18 protein-coding genes are annotated in these 19,190 nt (G+C 73.1%); 12 read left to right on the forward strand and 6 right to left on the reverse strand.

The window, feature by feature from the left end; genetic code table 11:
* Both B085_RS47625 and B085_RS0131775 read left to right on the forward strand, forming a co-directional pair.
* Positions 1-274: electron transfer flavoprotein subunit alpha/FixB family protein (locus tag B085_RS47625; RefSeq protein WP_161275774.1), on the forward strand; the 274-nt coding region annotated here is incomplete at its 5' end.
* Positions 275-432: 158 nt separating this feature from the next.
* On the forward strand, positions 433-1,713 hold the full coding sequence (locus B085_RS0131775) for a DUF6986 family protein (RefSeq protein ID WP_018562651.1): 1,281 nt from the start codon (positions 433-435) through the stop codon (positions 1,711-1,713).
* Positions 1,714-1,786: 73 nt separating this feature from the next.
* Here the strand turns inward: B085_RS0131775 and katG are convergent, their stop codons facing one another.
* Complete coding sequence (gene katG, locus B085_RS0131780; protein WP_026251654.1) at positions 1,787-4,018, reverse strand: catalase/peroxidase HPI; 2,232 nt, start codon at positions 4,016-4,018, stop codon at positions 1,787-1,789.
* A 381-nt stretch (positions 4,019-4,399) separates the two neighbouring features.
* On the opposite strand from katG, the gene B085_RS0131785 reads away from it, so the two are divergent.
* Positions 4,400-4,810: a Fur family transcriptional regulator gene (locus B085_RS0131785; RefSeq protein WP_018562653.1), complete on the forward strand. Its 411-nt coding sequence runs from the start codon at positions 4,400-4,402 to the stop codon at positions 4,808-4,810.
* 25 nt (positions 4,811-4,835) lie between these two features.
* On the opposite strand, the gene B085_RS0131790 is transcribed toward B085_RS0131785, so the two are convergent.
* Entirely contained in the window at positions 4,836-5,819 is a 984-nt protein-coding gene (locus B085_RS0131790; RefSeq protein WP_018562654.1) for an acetylxylan esterase, read from the reverse strand.
* 84 nt (positions 5,820-5,903) lie between these two features.
* Here B085_RS0131790 and B085_RS0131795 point away from each other — a divergent pair, with 84 nt between their 5' ends.
* Complete coding sequence (locus B085_RS0131795; protein ID WP_158689862.1) at positions 5,904-6,395, forward strand: hypothetical protein; 492 nt, start codon at positions 5,904-5,906, stop codon at positions 6,393-6,395.
* Positions 6,385-6,717, forward strand: a complete 333-nt coding sequence (locus tag B085_RS44405; RefSeq protein WP_063741113.1) for a hypothetical protein — start codon at positions 6,385-6,387, stop codon at positions 6,715-6,717. Before B085_RS0131795 ends, B085_RS44405 begins: the two co-directional genes overlap by 11 nt.
* 15 nt (positions 6,718-6,732) lie before the next feature.
* Here the strand turns inward: B085_RS44405 and B085_RS0131805 are convergent, their stop codons facing one another.
* Positions 6,733-7,719: a LacI family DNA-binding transcriptional regulator gene (locus B085_RS0131805; protein ID WP_018562657.1), complete on the reverse strand. Its 987-nt coding sequence runs from the start codon at positions 7,717-7,719 to the stop codon at positions 6,733-6,735.
* 86 nt (positions 7,720-7,805) lie between these two features.
* On the opposite strand from B085_RS0131805, the gene B085_RS0131810 reads away from it, so the two are divergent.
* Complete coding sequence (locus B085_RS0131810; protein ID WP_018562658.1) at positions 7,806-8,816, forward strand: ROK family protein; 1,011 nt, start codon at positions 7,806-7,808, stop codon at positions 8,814-8,816.
* Between the two features lie 888 nt (positions 8,817-9,704).
* Positions 9,705-10,745 (forward strand): NUDIX hydrolase, encoded by a 1,041-nt coding sequence (locus B085_RS0131820; protein WP_018562659.1) that lies wholly within the window; start codon positions 9,705-9,707, stop codon positions 10,743-10,745.
* A 37-nt stretch (positions 10,746-10,782) separates the two neighbouring features.
* Here B085_RS0131820 and B085_RS0131825 read toward each other — a convergent pair whose 3' ends face one another.
* The gene (locus B085_RS0131825) at positions 10,783-12,141 is read right to left on the reverse strand and encodes a dipeptidase (protein ID WP_018562660.1); all 1,359 of its coding nucleotides are present in this window, start codon (positions 12,139-12,141) and stop codon (positions 10,783-10,785) included.
* A gap of 153 nt (positions 12,142-12,294) precedes the next feature.
* On the opposite strand from B085_RS0131825, the gene B085_RS0131830 reads away from it, so the two are divergent.
* Together B085_RS0131830 and B085_RS0131835 are read left to right on the forward strand one after the other, a co-directional pair.
* Positions 12,295-13,524 carry a geranylgeranyl reductase family protein gene (locus B085_RS0131830; RefSeq protein WP_018562661.1) on the forward strand — a complete coding sequence of 410 codons (1,230 nt, stop codon included), beginning with the start codon at positions 12,295-12,297 and terminating at the stop codon, positions 13,522-13,524.
* Between the two features lie 105 nt (positions 13,525-13,629).
* Positions 13,630-14,283 carry a DUF4230 domain-containing protein gene (locus B085_RS0131835; protein ID WP_026251657.1) on the forward strand — a complete coding sequence of 218 codons (654 nt, stop codon included), beginning with the start codon at positions 13,630-13,632 and terminating at the stop codon, positions 14,281-14,283.
* Here the strand turns inward: B085_RS0131835 and B085_RS0131840 are convergent.
* Positions 14,276-14,734, reverse strand: a complete 459-nt coding sequence (locus B085_RS0131840; protein WP_018562663.1) for a nitroreductase family deazaflavin-dependent oxidoreductase — start codon at positions 14,732-14,734, stop codon at positions 14,276-14,278. The two genes, B085_RS0131835 and B085_RS0131840, sit on opposite strands and share 8 nt — an antisense overlap.
* Before the next feature lie 150 nt (positions 14,735-14,884).
* Here B085_RS0131840 and B085_RS0131845 point away from each other — a divergent pair, with 150 nt between their 5' ends.
* From B085_RS0131845 to B085_RS0131855, 3 genes are read left to right on the forward strand one after another with little or no spacing between them, the layout of a single operon-like run.
* On the forward strand, positions 14,885-15,607 hold the full coding sequence (locus B085_RS0131845) for a TetR/AcrR family transcriptional regulator (protein ID WP_018562664.1): 723 nt from the start codon (positions 14,885-14,887) through the stop codon (positions 15,605-15,607).
* 58 nt (positions 15,608-15,665) lie between these two features.
* Positions 15,666-16,934 (forward strand): sensor histidine kinase, encoded by a 1,269-nt coding sequence (locus B085_RS0131850; protein WP_018562665.1) that lies wholly within the window; start codon positions 15,666-15,668, stop codon positions 16,932-16,934.
* Positions 16,931-17,596, forward strand: coding sequence for a response regulator (locus B085_RS0131855; protein WP_018562666.1), 666 nt, complete (start codon positions 16,931-16,933; stop codon positions 17,594-17,596). Before B085_RS0131850 ends, B085_RS0131855 begins: the two co-directional genes overlap by 4 nt.
* Positions 17,597-17,649: 53 nt before the next feature.
* Here the strand turns inward: B085_RS0131855 and B085_RS0131860 are convergent, their stop codons facing one another.
* Complete coding sequence (locus B085_RS0131860; protein ID WP_026251658.1) at positions 17,650-19,146, reverse strand: MFS transporter; 1,497 nt, start codon at positions 19,144-19,146, stop codon at positions 17,650-17,652.
* Between the last annotated feature and the right edge of the window lie 44 nt (positions 19,147-19,190).

Consider the following 19,190-nt stretch of genomic DNA (forward strand, 5'->3'; position numbering starts at 1 on the left):
GGGTGCGTCGCGTGCGGCGGTGGATGCGGGGTGGTATCCGCACACCAATCAGGTGGGTCAGACGGGTAAGTCGGTGTCGCCGCAGTTGTATGTGGCGGCGGGTATCTCGGGTGCGATCCAGCACCGTGCGGGGATGCAGACGTCGAAGACGATCGTGGCGGTCAACAAGGACCCGGAGGCGCCGATCTTCGAGCTGGTCGATTACGGCGTGGTCGGTGACCTGTTCGCGGTGGTGCCGCAGCTGACCGAGGAGGTCACCGCCCGCAAGGGCTGACCCCGGCGATGCCGCCGACCGGCGGTACACGCACCGGAGCCCCGTGACGCCCCCACCGGTACCACGGGGCTCCCGGCGTTCCCACGGGTCGTTGACGCTGCGAAGGGCAGGGCGTTAGCTTCACTTCAACGATTTGTTGAAGATCGGGAGGGTGCCAGATGGCGCAGAACGAGACGGTCCGCACATCGCTCGGCGACGCGGTACGGCAGGACATCGGCGCCTCGCTCGCCGCCGTCGACGCCGAACTCGCCCGCCGCTACCCCGGGGATCTTGGCTCCCGGCAGCCCGTGCACACCGTCTACGTCCCCGCCGACGCCCTCGCCGCCGACACCGTGCGCACCTGGGGCGACCGGGCGCTCGCGGCCCTCGACGAGCACGCCCCCGACGCGGAGCGGCTCGCCGAGGTGCTGGGCCTGCCGTCCGAACTCGCCGCGCCCGTCCACGACCGCGTGCGCGCCAAGCTGCGGCGCGAACCGGTCGAGGACCTGCGGATCGACTTCGAGGACGGGTACGGCCCCCGGCCCGACGCCGAGGAGGACGCGGCGGCCGCGCGCGCCGCCCGGATCGTGGCCGGCGCGGTCGCGGACGGCACCGCGCCCCCGTACGTCGGCATCCGCATGAAAGGCATGGAGGCCGCCGTGCGCGACCGCGGCATCCGCACCCTGGACGTCTTCCTCACCGGCCTGATGGAGGCCGGCGGGCTGCCCGGCGGCCTGGTGCTGACCCTGCCCAAGGTCACCTTCCCCCAGCAGGTGGCGGCGTTCGTCCGGCTCGCCGAGGAGTTCGAGAAGGCACGCGGACTCCCGGCCGGGCGCCTCGGGTTCGAGATCCAGATCGAGACCACGCAGTCCGTCCTGGGGCCCGACGGGACGGCCACGGTGGCCCGGCTGATCGACGCCGCCGAGGGCCGCGTCACGGGCCTGCACTACGGGACCTTCGACTACAGCGCCGCCTGCGGGGTCAGCCCGGCGTACCAGTCCATGGACCACCCGGTCGCCGACCACGCCAAGGCCGTCATGCAGGTCGCCGCCGCCGGCACGGGCGTGCGGCTCTCCGACGGCTCCACCAATGTGCTGCCCGTCGGCCCGGGCCCCCGCGTCCACGAGGCGTGGCGGCTGCACTACGGCCTGGTCCGGCGCTCGCTGGCCCGCGCGTACTACCAGGGGTGGGACATGCACCCCGCCCAACTGCCCACGCGCTACGCGGCGGTCTACGCCTTCTACCGCGAGGGCCTCGACGCGGCGGCGGCCCGGCTCGCGGCGTACGTCGCCAAGGCGGGCGGCGACGTCCTGGACGAACCCGCCACCGCCCGGGCCCTGAGCGGCCACCTGCTGCGCGGACTCGACTGCGGAGCCCTGGACTTCGCGGAGGTCGCCGCCGCCACGGGGCTGACCCGCGCCGGCCTCGACGCCCTCGCGGGCCGGCCCGCCGCCGTCTGACGCACCCCCTGCGCGAAGACGTCCGGGCCGGCCCCCGCGGGGGCCGGCCCGGACGTCCCGGTGAGGCGGACGGTCAGACGAGGTCGAACCGGTCGAGGTCCATGACCTTCGCCCACGCCGCGACGAAGTCGTTCACGAACTTCGCCTTCGCGTCGTCGCTCGCGTAGACCTCCGCGAGCGCGCGCAGTTCGGAGTTGGAGCCGAAGACGAGGTCGGCACGGGTGCCGGTCCACTTGACCTCGCCCGTGACGTTGTCACGGCCCTCGAAGGTGGACTGGTCCTCGGAGGTCGCCTTCCAGGACGTGCCCAGGTCGAGCAGGTTGACGAAGAAGTCGTTGCTCAGCGACCCGGGGGTCGTGGTGAAGGCGCCGTGCGAGGACTGCCCGTGGTTCGCGCCCAGGACGCGCAGGCCGCCGACGAGGACCGTCATCTCGGGGGCGCTGAGGGTCAGCAGGTTGGCCCGGTCGAGCAGCAGGTACTCGGCCGGCAGGCGGTTGCCCTTGCCGAGGTAGTTGCGGAACCCGTCGGCGGCCGGCTCGAGCGCCGAGAAGGACTCGACGTCCGTCTGGTCCTGCGCGGCGTCCACACGACCCGGAGTGAAGGGCACCTCGACACGGTGACCGCCGTCCGCGGCGGCCTTCTCGACCGCGGCGGAACCGGCCAGCACGATCAGGTCGGCGAGCGAGATCCGCTTGTCACCGGACTGCGCCGCGTTGAAGGACTCCTGGATGCCCTCCAGGGTGCGCAGCACCACGGCGAGCTGGTCGGGCTCGTTGACCTCCCAGCCGCGCTGCGGCTCCAGGCGCAGACGGGCGCCGTTGGCGCCACCGCGCTTGTCGCTGCCGCGGAAGGACGAGGCGGACGCCCACGCGGTGGACACCAACTGCGACACGGTGAGGCCCGAGGCAAGGACCTGCTGCTTGAGGGCGGCGACGTCGGCGGCGTCGACCACCTCGTGCGTCCGCGCGGGCAGCGGGTCCTGCCACAGCAGGGTCTCGGACGGGACCTCGGAACCGAGGTAGCGCACGACCGGGCCCATGTCGCGGTGGGTCAGCTTGAACCACGCGCGGGCAAAGGCGTCCGCGAACTCGTCGGGGTTCTCCAGGAAGCGACGCGAGATCTGCTCGTAGACCGGGTCGAACCGGAGCGAGAGGTCCGTGGTCAGCATCGTCGGGGCGTGGCTCTTGGCGGAGTCGTGCGCGTCGGGGATGGTGCCCGCGCCCGCGCCGTCCTTCGCCACCCACTGGTTGGCGCCGGCGGGGCTGGTCGTCAGCTCCCACTCGTAGCGGAAGAGGTTCTCGAAGAAGCCCATGCCCCACTGGGTCGGGGTGCTGGTCCAGGTGACCTCGAGACCGCTGGTGATCGCGTCCGCGCCCTTGCCCGTGCGGTAGGTGCTCCGCCAGCCGAGGCCCTGCTCCTCCATCGAGGCGGCCTCGGGATCGGCGCCCACGTTGTCGGCCGGGCCGGCGCCGTGCGTCTTGCCGAAGGTGTGGCCGCCGGCGATGAGGGCGACGGTCTCCTCGTCGTTCATCGCCATCCGGCGGAAGGTCTCACGGATGTCGCGCGCGGCGGCGATCGGGTCCGGGTTGCCGTTGGGGCCCTCCGGGTTGACGTAGATCAGGCCCATCTGGACGGCGCCGAGCGGGCTCTCCAGCTGGCGGTCGCCGGTGTAGCGCTGGTCGCCGAGCCAGGTGGACTCGGGGCCCCAGTAGACGTCCTCCTCCGGCTCCCAGACGTCCTCGCGGCCGCCGGCGAAGCCGAAGGTCTCGAAGCCCATCGACTCCAGCGCGACGTTGCCGGTGAGGATCATGAGGTCGGCCCACGAGATGCTCTGGCCGTACTTCTTCTTGACCGGCCACAGCAGACGGCGGGCCTTGTCGAGGTTGCCGTTGTCCGGCCAGCTGTTGAGCGGCGCGAAGCGCTGCTGGCCGGCGCCGGCGCCGCCGCGGCCGTCGCTGATGCGGTAGGTGCCCGCGCTGTGCCACGCCATGCGGATCATGAACGGGCCGTAGTGGCCGAAGTCCGCCGGCCACCAGTCCTGAGAGGTCGTCAGGACCTGGAGGATGTCCTGCTTCACGGCCGCGAGGTCGAGGGCCTTGAACGCCTCGGCGTAGTCGAAGTCCTCACCGAGCGGGTTCGCCACCGCCGGGTTCTTGGCGAGGATCTTCAGGTTCAGCCGTTCCGGCCACCACTGCCGGTTTCCGCCGCCCTGGGTCGGGTGCGGGGCGCGCCCGTGCGCGACGGGGCAACCGTTCACACCCTCCGTCTTGGGGTCTGTGACGATTGCTTCATGGTTCTCAGACATGGGAATCCTTCCGGACCTGGCGGATCACGGTGCTCAGGACTGCGGGCCGTCGGACGCGTTCGGGCGGGGGCCGCCGCGGTGAGCGCACGGGGGCCTCACCGGCGGCATGACAGCGAAAAAGGGCGCGGGGCCGGCGACGGCAGTGCGACGCGGGCGCCCGGGATACCCAGGCGGCACCGCGCGGCTGCACGGCGGTGGTCCCGTCACGTCTCTCTCTTCTGCCGTACTGGAGTCTTCCTGTCCCTTGGCTGGGCGCCGGAACCGATCCTACGATGGACGCAGTCCAAGTCAAGAAGAGCGTCAATTCCATATGCAATCAGAACCCGGACGCGTCCACGGGGTGAATTCCGGACGTCCACCGAGCTGAACGGGTGAGCAGACATGAGCGACCTGCTGGAGCGACTGCGCGGGCGCGGCTGGCGCATGACGTCCCAGCGGCGTGTCGTCGCGGAGGTCCTCGACGGCGACCACGTGCACCTCACCGCCGACGAGGTGCACGCCCGCGCCGCACGGCTGCTGCCCGAGATCTCCCGGGCGACGGTCTACAACACGCTGGGCGAACTGGTCTCCCTCGGTGAGGTCGTGGAGGTCTCCACCGACGGCCGCGCCAAGCGCTACGACCCCAACGCGCACCGTCCGCACCAGCACCTGGTGTGCTCCGGGTGCGGCACCGTGCGCGACGTCCACCCGACCGGCGACCCGCTGGCCGACCTTCCCGCCGAGGAGCGGTTCGGCTTCGCTGTCTCCGAGGCCGAGGTCACCTACCGCGGCCTGTGCCCGTCCTGCTCCTGAGCGCGCCGACCGGGGTGAGCGGCGGCTACCGGTCCGCCGCCGGGGCGATGCCGAGGCCGCGCAGCCACAGCATCTGCTCGTACGGCTGGGAGTCGCGCCCGCCGCCGTGGTCGCCGAACCGCCACACCGTGAGGTCCTTGGGCCCCGCGTAGCGGTTGTAGGCCGCGAACACCGTCGACGGCGGGCAGACGGGGTCCATCAGACCCACGCTGAACAGCGCCGGCGCGGTGGCGCGCGGGGCGAAGTGGACGCCGTCGAAGTAGTCGAGGGTGCCGAAGAGCCGTTCGGGGTCGATGCGCCGATGGACGCCGAGGTACTGGGCGAGCTCCGGATACGGGCCCTCGGCGGCGGTCTCGGCGCCCCGCCGGAAGTGACAGAGGAACGGCACGTCGACCAGGGCCGCCGCGACGGCCTCGCGGGCCAGTCCGGCCACCGCGAGGGCGAGCCCGCCGCCCTGGCTGCCGCCGGAGACCACGACCCGCCGCGCGTCGACCGCCGGGTGCGCGCGCAGCGCGTCCACGGCGCGCACGCAGTCGGTCATCAGGCGGCGGTAGTAGTAGTGCTCGGGGTCTTCCGCGCCGCGGGTCATGAACCCGCCGACGTACTGCGGACCCGGCATCGGGTCGGGGTCCGGCGTGTCGTGGCCCTGGCCGCGGGAGTCGACGACCAGGTGGGCGTAGCCCGCGGCGCTCCACAGCAGGTTCTCGTGGTGCAGCCCGCGCCCGCCGCCGTAGCCGATGTACGTGACGACCCCGGGCAGCGGGCGCTGCGCGCCGCGGGGCAGCAGCAGCCAGGCCGCGACCGGCTGGCCTCCCCAGCCGGGGAAGCGCACGTCGAACACCTCGACCGTGGCCAGCGGCGAGTCGACCCTGCGGTACTCCGCCGGGTCGGCGCCCGCCTCGCGGGCGGTGGCCAGCGTCTTGGCCCAGAAGGCGTCGAAGTCCCCGGGCTCGGCGATCTCCGGTGCGTAGCGGCGCAGTTCGTCCAGCGGCAGGTCGGTGAGCGGCATGGCCGGTGTCGAATCGTTTCAGGGGCCGGGGTGTCAACGGTCGCCTGACGCACGCCGGTTGTCGGTCCGTCATGGGAGGGTGTGGTGGTGGAAGAGATAGGCCGGGAACCGGCGGCCCACTCACCGGTGACGCGCGTGATGCTCAGGGCCGGTGCCGTCGCCGTGGTCGCCGGGCTGGTGGCGGGGCCGGCAAGTGCCGTGCCGGCCGGCTCGGTTCCGCTGAGCCGCGCCGCGGTGGAGGCGGAGCTCGACGCGGCGGCGGAACAGGCCGGCGTGCGCAGGGCGGAGAACACCGTGATGGGCCTGGCCGTGGTGGTCGACGACGAGTCCGACCGGCCCAGCGAGCAGTGCATGTTCGCCTGGGCGGCCGCCGAGGGGGCGGGCGAGCGGGAGTACGACTCCGTCGCCGCGGTCCTGGGTGAGCACGGGTGGACGGAGTGGCGCCGGGAGAAGAGCCCCGGTGGCGGTACGTACGTCAACCTCGGCAAGGGCGGATGGACGGTGACGGTCGCGTACGACGGCGGACCGGGCCCCCTCATCACGCTGACCTTCACCGCCACGGCACATGCCTGCTGACGGGCCGGGCCCGGCGAGCCCGCGCCACCCGGCCGGCCACGGCGCCCCGGCGACGGACACCGACCCGCTCGGGCCCGTAGGCGCCGGCGTGGTCGTGGACGTCGTCCACTCCCTCGACACCTGCGGGAACGACGAGGTCGCCCCCGGGGTCGCGGCGCGGACGGCGGAGCACGCCGGGTGGGCGCTGCGCGAGCTACCGCCCCGAGACCGCGCCCGGTTCCTGCGGGTGCTCGGCGACCTGGCCGTCGCCGAGCCGGACCCGGCGCGGCGCCCGGGAGGTCCTCGGTTTCACCTGCGGGCTGGTCGGGGGGAACCGTCCTGAGGGGGCGCCGGGCCGCTACGGCACCGGCGGGAGCTCGCCGGAACCGCGCGGGATCAGCCGGCAGGCGAGCTCGACGCGCTTGGGGGCGCCCGCGACGCCGTCGAGCCGCTGGAAGAGCAGTCCGGCCGCGGTGCGACCGAGCTGTCCGGGGTCCTGGGCGACGACGGTGACCGCGGGACGCAGCAGGTCGGCGAGCTCGAAGTCGTCGAAGCCGACGAGTGCGACCACGCTGGGCAGGTCGGCGAGGACCCGCACCGCGGTCACGGTGATCCGGTTGTTGCCCGCGAACAGGGCGGTGACCGGCTCGGGGCCGCTGAGCATGGACTCCACGGCGGCGCGGACACGGCCGGGGGCCGTGGGACCGCAGGAGACCCAGTTCGCGTGCACCGGGAGCCCGGCGTCGTCCATCGCCTCCCGGTAGCCCCGCAGACGCTCGGCGGCGGTGTGGATGCGGGGGAGGTCGCCGATGAAGCCGATGCGCCGGTGCCCGTGGGCGATGAGGTGGGCGACGCCCTCGCGGGTGCCCCCGGCGTTGTCGCTGAGGACCACGTCCGCGTCGATTCCGCCGGCGGGGCGGTCGACGAAGACGGTCGCGACGCCCGCCGCGATCTCCGGCTCCAGGTAGCGGTGGTCCTCGCTGGCGGGAACGATGACCAGCCCGTCGACACGCCGGGCGCAGAACGCGAGCACCAGTTCCTGCTCGCGGTCGGCGTCCTCGGCGCTCGACCCGGTGAACAGCAGCGTCGAGTGGGCCCGTGCCAGGTCCTCCACAGCGCGGCTGAGCGGAGAGTAGAAGGGGTCGGCGAGGTCCTCGAGGACCAGCCCGATGCTGGCCGTACGGCCCTTGCGGAGCAGCCGCGCGCTGTCGTTGCGGCGGAATCCGAGGGCGTCGATGGCCGCCTGGACACGCGAGATCGTGTCCTCGGTGACGCCCGGTTCCTCGTTGACGACACGCGATACCGTCTTCAGGCCGACACCGGCCCGGGCCGCGACATCCTTCATGGTGGGGCGGGCGGTGCGCGGAATATCGGTCACGGCGTGATCCTATGGGCTGGACAACGTTGTCAACAAAGGGCGACACTACGCCCATGCCGTTCGAGAGCTCTGCCGAGTCCATCGTCCCGCCGTCGGGTGCCGTCGGTGCGGGTCCGCTGATCGCCGCCGTGGACATCGGCGGCACCAAGATCGCGGGTGCCCTGGTGGACGCCCGCGGCGAGTTGCTCGTACGCGTGCAGCGCCCGACGCCGGCCGACCGGGACGCGATGACGGTGATGGGATCGCTCGCGGAGGTGCTGGCCGGGCTGCGGGAGTCCGCGGACTGGCCGCGGGTCGTCGCCGTGGGCATCGGCAGCGCCGGACCGATCGACGCCTCGCGCGGCACCGTGAGCCCGGTCAACATCGCCGGCTGGCGGGACTTCCCGGTGGTCGCCCAGGTCGGCGAGCGGGTCGGCGGGCTGCCGGTCGTGCTCACCGGCGACGGCATCGCGATCACCGCGGCGGAGCACTGGCAGGGCGCGGCCCGCGGGCACGACAACGCCCTGTGCATGGTGGTGTCGACCGGCGTGGGCGGCGGTCTCGTCCTCGGCGGCAAGCTCCACCCCGGCCCGACGGGCAACGCCGGGCACATCGGGCACATCAGCGTCGACCTCGACGGGGACGTGTGCCCCTGCGGCAGTCGTGGCTGCGTGGAGCGCCTGGCCAGCGGGCCCAACATCGTCCGGCGCGCCCTGGAGTCCGGCTGGCGGCCGGCCCACGGCGAGGAGTCCGACGCCGCCGCCGTCGCCCGGGCCGCCCGCGAGGGCGACGCCCTGGCCCTCGCCTCGTACGACCGCGCGGCGCAGGCGCTGGCGGCGGGCATCGCCGCGACGGCCACCCTGGTGGAGATCGACGTGGCGGTGATCGGCGGCGGTGTCGCGGGCGCGGGCCCGCTGCTCTTCGAGCCCCTGCGCGCGCACATGCGCCGGTACGCCACGCTGTCGTTCGCGTCCGGGGTGAAGGTCGTCCCCGCCGTACTCGGGACGGACGCGGGCCTGGTCGGCGCCGCCGCCGCCGCGGCGCAGGCACTAAGGCTGGAGGCCTTCGCGACCGGCGCCCACTAGGCGTTTCCGGAGGGGGCGGTTCACTCGTTCGGCCGAACTCCGGGGCGACCGGTCACGGCCCGGCGCGCGTGTTCGTCGGCACCGTCTTCCTGCGTTCCCCGACCAAGGAGGCGCCGCCGCTGAAGGCGGCCCTCACGGCACGCCCCGACCGCCTCGCCGAGGGGGCCGAGGCACTCGTGCGGGCGCCGTGGACCGGGCGGGCCGTGGAACGGCGGCCGAACCGCGCGCGGGAAGCCTGGGCGGTGCGCCCCGGCATCGGGGCGCCGAGGTCATGGCGCTGCTCGTCGGCTTCTCGCCCTCGGCTGGGCGGTCCTGGCGCCGGTCGCCGTCATGGACGGTATGCGGCCGTCCTGTTCCATCGCGCCCTCTGCCCTGCCGGATGTCCGAGTCGATTCCGGTGTACGACTCGTGCCGGGCCGCCATCTCCGTCCAGGTGGCCTTCCGGATCGGCTTCTGCGTCATCGTGCCGACCGACCACCTTTGGACGCTGCCGCGGGGGATCCCGCAAGCGGCGGTCGTGGACGGCGCCGGGGTGTGGACGCAGTACGGGCGGACCGCCCTGCCGATGTGCCGGCCGGCCCTCGCGGCCCTGGTCACGCCGGTTGACCCGGATGTGCGACGGCTTCCCGCGGGCCCCGGTCCTCATCTCCGACGGCGACGGACTGCCGTTGACCCGGTGCCCGTGGCGCTGCCGGCCGTGCTGGTGTTCATGCTGCCGCAGCGGCGGTTCATCGCCGGTCCGACCCCGGGAGCCGGCAGGGGCCGACCTCCCGTGTTCCCGGGTGCCGAAGCCACCGGTATGCGCCGATGGCCGGGTCTGCGCGTTTGCCGACGCCGATGATCCGGGCAATTCGTAGGGGGCTACCGGGCTACGGAAGAGGGGGCACCGTGATCGTCTGGCTCAACGGCACGTTCGGCGCGGGGAAGACCACTGCGGCACGCGAACTGCTCGAACTGCTGCCGGGCAGCGTGCTCTACGATCCGGAACTCATCGGCAGCGGGCTGCGGCTGATGCTCCCGGAGAAGCGGCTGGGCGAGGTCTCCGACTACCAGGAACTGCCCGCGTGGCGGCGACTGGTCGTCGACACCGCCGCCGCGTTGCTCGCCGAGGTGGGCGGGGGACCGCTGGTGGTTCCGATGACCCTGCTGCGGCAGGAGTACCGGGACGAGATCTTCGGCGGGCTGGCGGCCCGCAGGATCACCGTGCGGCATGTGCTGCTGCACGCAGAGGAAACGGTTCTGCGTGAGCGGATCGACCAGCGCGCCGACGTGCCGGACGACACCGAGGCCAGCGCGGGGATCCGCGCCTGGTGCCTGGACCATCTGCCCGCCTACCACGAGGCACTGCCCTGGCTCACGGCCGACGCCCATGTCGTCGACACCGCGGGCCTCACCCCCCGCGCGACGGCCGAGCGGATAGCCGAGGCGATACGGGAGGGCGCGGGCGCCTGCGACATCGTGCAGACCCCCGAACCCACCTCCGAGACCCTCGCGGCGGGGGTCCTGCTCTTCGACGAGGACGACCGGGTGCTGCTGGTCGACCCGACCTACAAGCCCGGCTGGGAGTTCCCCGGCGGGGTCGTGGAGCCCGGCGAGCCGCCCGCCCGGGCCGGGATGCGGGAGGTCGCCGAGGAACTCGGCCTGCGGCTACCGGTGGTGCCCCGGCTCCTGGTCGTCGACTGGGAGCCACCGCTGCCGCCCGGGTACGGCGGTCTGCGGCTGCTCTTCGACGGCGGACGGCTGCCCGCGGCCGACGCCGAGCGCCTGCTGCTGCCCGGCGCTGAGCTGCGCGGCTGGCGCTTCGCGACGGAGGACGAGGCGGCCTCCATGCTGCCGCCCGTCCGGCACACCCGGCTGCGCTGGGCGCTGCGGGCACGCGAGCGGGCCACCGTGCTCAACCTGGAGGCGGGGGTGCCGGTGGGCGGCTGAGAGGCGACGGGCGCGCCGCCGGCCCGGCCCACCCGGCTCACACCGCCTTGGCGGCGTACTTCTGCAGGAAGAGCGCCTCGGTGAGCGAGAGCTTCTCCAGTTCCTCGGGGGAGACGCTCTCGTTCACCGCGTGGATCTGCGCCTCCGGCTCGCTCAGCCCGATCAGGAGGATCTCCGAGTCCGGGTAGAGCGTCGCCAGGGTGTTGCACAGCGGGATCGAGCCGCCCATGCCGGCGATCTCCATCTCCGTGCCGTAGGCGGCGTGCATCGCCTCCGCCATGGAGGCGTACGCCGGGCTGGAGGTGTCCGCGCGGAACGGCTGGCCGCTGCCGACCTGGGTGACCTCCACCCGGGCGCCCCAGGGGGCTGCCGCCTCCAGGTGGGCGATCAGCAGCTTGGCCGCCTGCTGGGCGTCCACGCCCGGCGGGACCCGCAGGCTGACCTTCGCGCCCGCGACGGCCTGCACGGACGGCGTGGCGCCGACGACCGGAGGGGCGTCGATGCCGATGACGGTGACCGACGGGCGGGCCCAGAGGCGGTCGGCGACAGTCCCCGTGCCCATCAGGCCGACGCCGTCGAGCACCTTGGCGTCGGCGCGGAAGGCACCCTCCTCGTACTGCAGCCCGTCCCAGGCCGCGTCGGTAGTGAGACCGGTCACGTTGGAGGCGCCGGAGTCGTCGTGCAGCGTGTGCAGGATGCGGACCAGGGCGGCCAGCGCGTCCGGTGCGGCGCCGCCGAACTGGCCGGAGTGGAGATTGCCCTCCAGGGTGGTCACCTTGACGTCGACCAGCGCCATGCCGCGCAGGGTCGCGGTGACGGTCGGCAGGCCGACGCGGAAGTTGCCGGAGTCGCCGATGACGATGGCGTCCGCGGCGAGCAACTCCGGGTGCTCCTCCGCGTAGCGCTCCAGGCCGCCGGTGCCCTGCTCCTCCGAACCCTCGGCGATGATCTTCACGCCGACCGGGACGCCGCCGTTCTCGCGCAGCGCGCGCAGGGCGGTGAGGTGCATGATCAGGCCGCCCTTGCAGTCGGCCGCGCCGCGCCCGTACCAGCGGCCGTCGCGCTCGGTGAGCTCGAACGGCGGCGACAGCCAGCCGGCCTCGTCCAGGGGCGGCTGCACGTCGTAGTGGGCGTACAGCAGCACGGTGGGCGCCCCCTCCGGGCCGGGCAGGTAGCCGTACACCGACTGCGTGCCGTCCGGGGTGTCCAGCAGGGCGACGTCCTCGAAGCCCTCCGCGCGCAGCGCGTCGGCGATCCAGCCGGCGGCCCGCTCGCACTCGCTCCTGGGGAACTGCCGGGGGTCCGCGACCGAGCGGTACGACACCAGCTCGGCCAGCTCGGTCCGGGCCCGCGGCATCAGAGCGGCGACGGTTGCGGCGAGTGGTGCGGCGGACATGGGCGCTCCTGATGGGGACACGTCGAACGCGATGTTCGTGGACGGGTGGTCGTGTTCGATGGTGCCACAGGCCGCCTCGCTCACCCCGCGGATTAGTATGCGGCTGAGCAGGGGTGACGGCAGTCGGCGGGTCGAACGGAAGCGGAAGCACACGTGAGCAGCGAGTACCAGGCGCAGGACGGCGGTTCGGCGGACGGCGTCGACGACACAGCGGTGTGGGACGTCGTCGTGGTGGGTGCCGGACCGGCCGGGGCCTCGGCGGCCTACGCCGCGGCGAGTGCGGGACGCCGTGTGCTCCTGCTGGAGAAGGCCGAACTGCCCCGCTACAAGACCTGCGGCGGAGGCATCATCGGCCCCTCCCGAGACGCGCTGCCACCGGGCTTCGAGCTCCCGCTGCGCGACCGGGTGCACGCGGTGACCTTCAGCCTCAACGGCCGGCTCGGCCGGACCCGCCGCTCCCGGCAGATGCTGTTCGGGCTGATCAACCGGCCCGAGTTCGACGCCCGGCTGGTGGACGCGGCCGTCGACGCGGGCGCGCAGTTGCGGACCGGGGCCTCGGTCTCCCGGGTCGAGCAGCACGGCACCTCCGTCCCGGACCGGCGGACCGTCGCGGTGGTCCTCAACGACGGCGAGACGATCCTCGCCCGGGCCGTGGTCGGGGCCGACGGATCGGCCAGCCGGATAGGCGCCCACGTCGGCGTCAAGATGGCGCAGGTGGACCTGGGACTGGAGGCCGAGATCCCGGTGCCCGCGGAGGTCGCAGAGGACTGGGCGGGGCGGGTGCTCATCGACTGGGGCCCGCTGCCCGGCAGTTACGGCTGGGTCTTCCCCAAGGGCGACACCCTGACCGTCGGCGTCATCTCGGCGCGCGGCGACGGCGCCGCCACCAAGCGCTATCTGGAGGACTTCGTCGGCCGGCTCGGTCTGGCCGGCTTCGAACCGAGCATCTCCTCCGGTCATCTCACCCGGTGTCGCGCCGACGACTCCCCGCTCTCCCGCGGCCGCGTGCTGGTGTGCGGTGACGCGGCCGGACTGCTGGAGCCGTGGACCCGCGAGGGCATCTCTTTCGCCCTGCGCTCCGGCCGCCTGGCGGGGGAGTGGGCGGTGCGGATCGCCGAGGCGCACGACGCGGTGGACGCGCGTCGCCAGGCCCTGAACTACGCGTTCGCCGTCAAGGCCGGTCTCGGCGTCGAGATGGGCGTCGGCCGCCGCATGCTGAGCATCTTCGAGAAGCGCCCCGGTCTCCTGCACGCCGCACTCACCACCCTCCCGCCGGCGTGGAACGCCTTCGCCAAGATCACCCGCGGATCCAGCTCGCTCGCCGATTTCGTCCGTACCCATCCGCTGGCCCGTCGCGCACTGGAGTCCTTCGACCGCGGCTGATCCCACATCGATCGATCTTGGGCCGATTGATCTTGCGTTGACACCCTCCGGCACGCCATAAAGGGGGAGTTGAGGGGCAGACAACTTGTGGGAGGTGTCCTCGTCATGCCCTTGAGGAATGTGGACGGAAGACTGCCGTGGTGGGTGCGTACGCTCACCGGGCTGGTGGTGCTCGGCGGACTTCTGTTTCTGGTCGCACGCGCCGACCTGATACCTGGTCTGCCCAACCCCTTCGCCGAGGAGACCAAGGACCGTACCGGCCCCGTGGTGCTCAAGGCGATCCAGGACATGAGCCGCTTCGAGGGAGCCAGCGGCGAGTTCCAGGTCGTGGTCGACCTGGAGAAGGACGCGAAGTTCCTTCCCGACGCGGTGCGCGGCAGGCGCACGCTCTACGTGGGGGCCGGCAGTGTCGACGCCTACGTGGACCTCGGCGAGGTGGGCCCGAAGGGCGTCACGGTCTCCGAGGACCGGACCTCCGCGGTCCTCACCCTGCCCCACGCCCGCCTCGAGCGGGCGTCGCTCGACCCCGACCGTTCCTACGTGGTCGCCCAGGAGCGCGGCTTCTTCGACCGGCTCGGCGACTTCTTCTCCTCGCACCCCGGGGACGAGCAGCAGGTCCAGCAACTCGCCGCCAAGAAGATCCAGCAGGCGGCCAACTCCACCGAGCTGACGAAGCGTGCGGAGACCAACACCCGGGCCATGCTGGAACGGCTGCTGACCTCGCTGGGATTCGAGAAGGTGGAGGTCCGCTTCAGCTGAGGGGCCGGAGTTCGGTGATGCGGAAGACCGGGTGCTTGTGGGCTATGGCACGCAGTTCCTCGTCGGTGGAGCCGGCCCCCACACCGCCGAAGAACACGCCCACCTCGGCCTTCCATCGCTTGAGGTAGGCACGCAGCACCTCGGGCTTGGCGTCGTCGGCGACCTCGGTCGCGCTGAACTCCTCGACCCGCTTGCCCAGCAGCAGTCGACCGCCGCCGGCGGCCCGCATGTTGTGCGTCCACTGGACGTGCCCGCGGGGCGCCACGAGGTAGCGCTCCCCGTTCACCACCAGCAGGTTGACGGGGGTGCGCCGCCATTCCCCGCTCTTGCGGCCGCGGACGGCCAGCACACGGGAGCCCCACACGCTGAGGCCCCGGCGGGTCAGCCAGGCCACCGTGCGGTTGAAGACGTTGATCGTGAACCAGCCGGGCTTGATGACGTGCTCGGACATCGGGACTCCTCCGTGGCGTGCGAACCGTGGACCCGAAGCGGTCCGTGAGCGGTGCTCTCGCTTGAGAACAGTGTGCACGCCCTCGCGCTCCATGGCAAGAGCACTGCTCTCGTTCTTGGTCGTTGCTCCGATCGCGCCTACACTGATCCCATGAGCGTCATCCGAACCGCCAGGGAACGGGCCCGCGACGAAGTGACCGCGGCCATCAAGGAAGAGGCGCGCCGACAGCTCGCCGACGAGGGCGCCACGAGGCTCTCGCTGCGCGCCGTCGCGCGGGAGCTGGGCATGGTCTCGTCCGCGCTCTACCGGTACTTCCCCAGCCGGGACGATTTGCTCACCGCCCTCATCGTCGACGCCTACGACGCCGTGGGCGCCGCCGCGGAGGAGGCCCTCGCCCGTGCGGGCGGCACCGACCCCGTGGAGCGCTGGAGCGAGGTCTGCCGGGCCGTGCGCCGCTGGGCCCTCGCCCATCCGCACGAGTACGCCCTCATCTACGGCTCTCCCGTGCCCGGCTACTCCGCCCCGCTCGACACGATCGGACCCGCGTCCCGGGTCGGGCTCGCGCTCCTCGCCGTGGCCGAGGAGGCCCACACCACCGGCGCGCTCGCCGTGCCCCCGGCCGACGCCACGCTGTCCGAGGCCGTCCACGCCGACGCGTGGCGGCTCAGCAAGGACCTGGACGGCGACCTGCCGCCACCGGTGATCCCGGCCTTCGTGTCCGCCTGGGCACAGCTCTTCGGGCTCGTGAGCTTCGAGGTGTTCGGCCAGTTCAACAACGTGGTCGAGGCGCGCGACGACTTCTTCGACCATGCCGTCGCGGGCCTCGCGCACCAGACGGGGCTCCGCCGTGGGCACGTACTCCACGGGGAGTAGACGCGGTCACCCCGCCGGCCGGACGCCGACCCGCCGTGCCCCGGTCTAGCGTGGCCGCATGACCGACGACGTGACACCGGGAGGCCGTCCGACATGGGGGCCGCCGTGGCGCCGACACGGGCCCGACAGCGGTCACGGCGCCGGGCGCCTGCGCCGCCCCTGGGTCTCGTCGCTGGTCATCGCCGTCGTCCAGGTGGTCGGGAGCACGGCCGCCTCGCACAACGCGGGGGGCCGGGTCACCCCCGACCACTTCGGGTACGCGCTGCTGCTCGCCGGGCCCGTGCTGCTCCTGTGGCGCCGGCGCGCGCCCGTCGCCGTCGCGGCCGCCGTCTCGGCCGTGACGCTCGTGTACGTCGCCGCCGGTTACCCGTACGGGCCCGTCTTCCTCAGCATCGTCGCCGCCTACTTCACGGCCGTGGCCGCAGGTCGCCGCAGAGCCGTCCTGGTCGTCGCCGGCGCCCTCTACACGGCCTACCTGCTCATCACCGTGTGGCTGTACCGCTGGCTGCCGCCCCCGGGGGACAGTGCCGCCTCGTGGGCCCAGGTGTCGGGGGCCGCCGCCTGGCTGCTGGCGATCCTCGCCGTCGCGGAGCTGTGGCGGCTGCGCCGGGAGCAGTTCGTCCGCGAGCGCCGGGAGCGGGCCGAGGCCGAGCGGCGCCGCGCCGACGAGGAGCGGCTGCGCATCGCCCGCGAGCTGCACGACGTCCTGGCCCACAGCATCTCCGTCATCAACGTGCAGGCGGGGGTGGCACTCGCCCTCATGGACGAACGCCCCGAGCAGGCCCGGCAGGCGCTGACGACCATCAAGGCCGCCAGCAAGGAGGCCCTCGGCGAGGTGCGCCAGGTGCTGGGCACCCTGCGCGGTCCCGGGGAGGCCCCGCGCTCGCCCGCCCCGGGCCTGGACCGGCTGCCCGAACTGCTCGAACAGGCGGCGGGCGCGGGACTGGCCGTCGACATCACCCGCGACGGCCGCGCCGGAGCCCTGCCGCCCGGCGTGGACCTGGCGGCCTTCCGCATCGTCCAGGAGGCGCTGACCAACATCATCCGCCACTCCGGCTCGCGTACCGCCCGCGTACGCATCACCAGCCGCAGGGGCGCGGTCGAACTGCGGGTCGACGACGACGGTCCCGCCACCACCGGCGCGGACCACGCCCACGACCCGGACGGCGGTGGCAACGGGCTGCTCGGGATGCGTGAGCGTGCGGCGGCGCTCGGCGGCACGGTCGAGGCAGGGCCCCGCGCCGACGGAGGTTTCCGCGTCCTGGCCCTTCTGCCGCTCACCACCCGCGCCGCGGCGGCGTCCGTCCCCGACAAGGAGAACCCATGACCCGGGTACTGCTCGCCGACGACCAGATGCTGGTGCGGGCGGGCTTCGCCGCCCTGCTGGACGCCCAGCCCGACATCGAGGTCGTGGGGGAGGCGTCCGACGGCGCCCAGGCGCTGGGCCTGGTCCGCGAACTCACCCCGGACGCGGTGCTGATGGACATCCGCATGCCGGTCATGGACGGCCTCGAGGCCACCCGGCGGATCACCGAGGACGCCGCGCTGAGCGAGGTCAAGGTCGTCATCCTCACCACGTTCGAGCTCGACGAGTATGTCTTCGAGGCCATCCGGGCGGGTGCCTCCGGCTTCCTGGTCAAGGACACCGAGCCGGAGGAACTGGTGCGTGCCGTAAGGGCGGTGGTGGACGGCGACGCGCTGCTGTCGCCCGGCGTGACCCGGCGGCTCATCGCCGAGTTCGCCGCGCGGTCCAAGGAACCCTCGGCCGCCGCGGGACTGGAGCGGCTCACCGAGCGGGAGCGCGAGGTGATGGCCCTGGTCGGGATCGGCCTGTCCAACGAGGAGATCGCGCGCCGGCTGGTGGTGAGCCCGCTCACCGCCAAGACGCACGTCAGCCGCACGATGGTGAAGCTCGGCGCCCGGGACCGGGCCCAGCTCGTCGTCCTCGCCTACGAGTCCGGCCTGGTGCGGCCCGGCTGGCTCGGCTGAGCCGAAGGGCCCGCGCGGACGGTGGTCCGCGCGGGCCCCGGACGGCGGGCCGGTCAGTCCCGCACCGGGACCTTGCGCTCCTCGTCGACCGGCGCGAGGCCGTCGGAGGAGGCGACCACGATTCCGTACGACGCCCTGCGGCGCAGCCCCGTGAGGGTGATCAGCAGCCCCGCCAGGGCGATCGCGCCGACCACGACCAGGCCGGGCCGGAAGCTGTCGAGCACGGCCTGCGGGGAGGCCGGGGGCCCGTCGCCGGAACCGGCGGTGATCGCCGCCGTGACGACCGCGAGGAAGATGGCGCCACCCACCTGGAAAGAGGTGTTGAGCAGGCCGGAGACCATGCCCTGCTCCTCGTCGCGCACCCCGTTGGTGGCCTGGATGTTGAGCGACGGGAAGACCAGCGCGCACGCGGCGCCGAGCAGAAGCATGGACGGCAGGATGACCACGGCGAAGTTCGGGCTGAGGTCGACGCGCAGGAAGAGCACGTAGCCCAGGAAGAGCAGGGTGAATCCGGTGGCGATCACCCGCGGCGTCCCGAAGCGGTCCACCAGCGGGCCGATCCGTGTGGAGGCGAGCGCCACCAGCGCGCCCGCGGGCAGGAAGGCCAGTGCGGTCTGCAGCGCCGACCAGCCGAGCAGCGACTGCATGTACTGCGTGACGAGGAACTGGAAGCCCACATAGGAGCCGAAGAAGGCGGCGCCGCCCAGATTGGCGCGGATCTGGTGGGGCGAGCGCAGGATGCCCAGCCGGATGAGGGGGTGGCTGCTGCGGTGCTCGATCACGGCGAAGGCGGCCAGGAGGACGGCGACGGCGGCGAAGGAGAGCAGGGTGCGGGCCGAACTCCATCCCGCTTCGGGGGCCTCGACGACGGTGAAGACCAGCAACAGCATCGCACTCGTGCCGGTGAGGGCCCCGGGCAGGTCGTAGCCGCGGCCGGTGTGGCGCTCGCGGGGGCTCGACGGGATCAGCTTGATGCCGGCCACGAGGGCCAGGACCGCGACGGGCGCGGGCAGCAGCATCGTCCAGCGCCAGCCCACCTCGGTGAGCAGGCCGGACAGGACAAGGCCCATGGAGAAGCCGGTCGCGCCGCAGGTGGTGTAGATGCTGAGGGCGCGGTTGCGGACCGGTCCCTCGGCGAAGGTCGTGGTGATGATGGACAGGCCCGCCGGGGCGGTGAACGCGGCGCTCAGGCCCTTGACGAAGCGGCTGGCGACGAGGAGTTCACCGGAGTCGACGAGCCCGCCGAGCAGGGAGGCGGCGGCGAACACGCCGAGCGCGACGAGGAAGACCCGGCGCCGTCCGAGCAGGTCGGCGGCGCGGCCGCCGAGCAGCAGCAGACCCCCGTAGCCGAGGATGTAGCCGCTGACCACCCACTGCAGCGACGACGTGGACAGGTCGAGGTCGTCCGCGATGGACGGGAGGGCCACGCCGACCATCGAGACGTCGAGGGCGTCGAGGAAGAGCGCGGCGCAGAGCACCAGCAGGGTCCCCCACTGCCGGGCGCTCCAGCGCCCGTCGGTACCGGGGACGGCGGTGTGCGGAGAGGTCATGCCGAGGAACACTACATGCACATGCATCAGATGCAAGCGCATTT

Origin of the sequence: Streptomyces sp. BoleA5 (assembly GCF_000373665.1) — a bacterium.
Classification (GTDB): domain Bacteria; phylum Actinomycetota; class Actinomycetes; order Streptomycetales; family Streptomycetaceae; genus Actinacidiphila.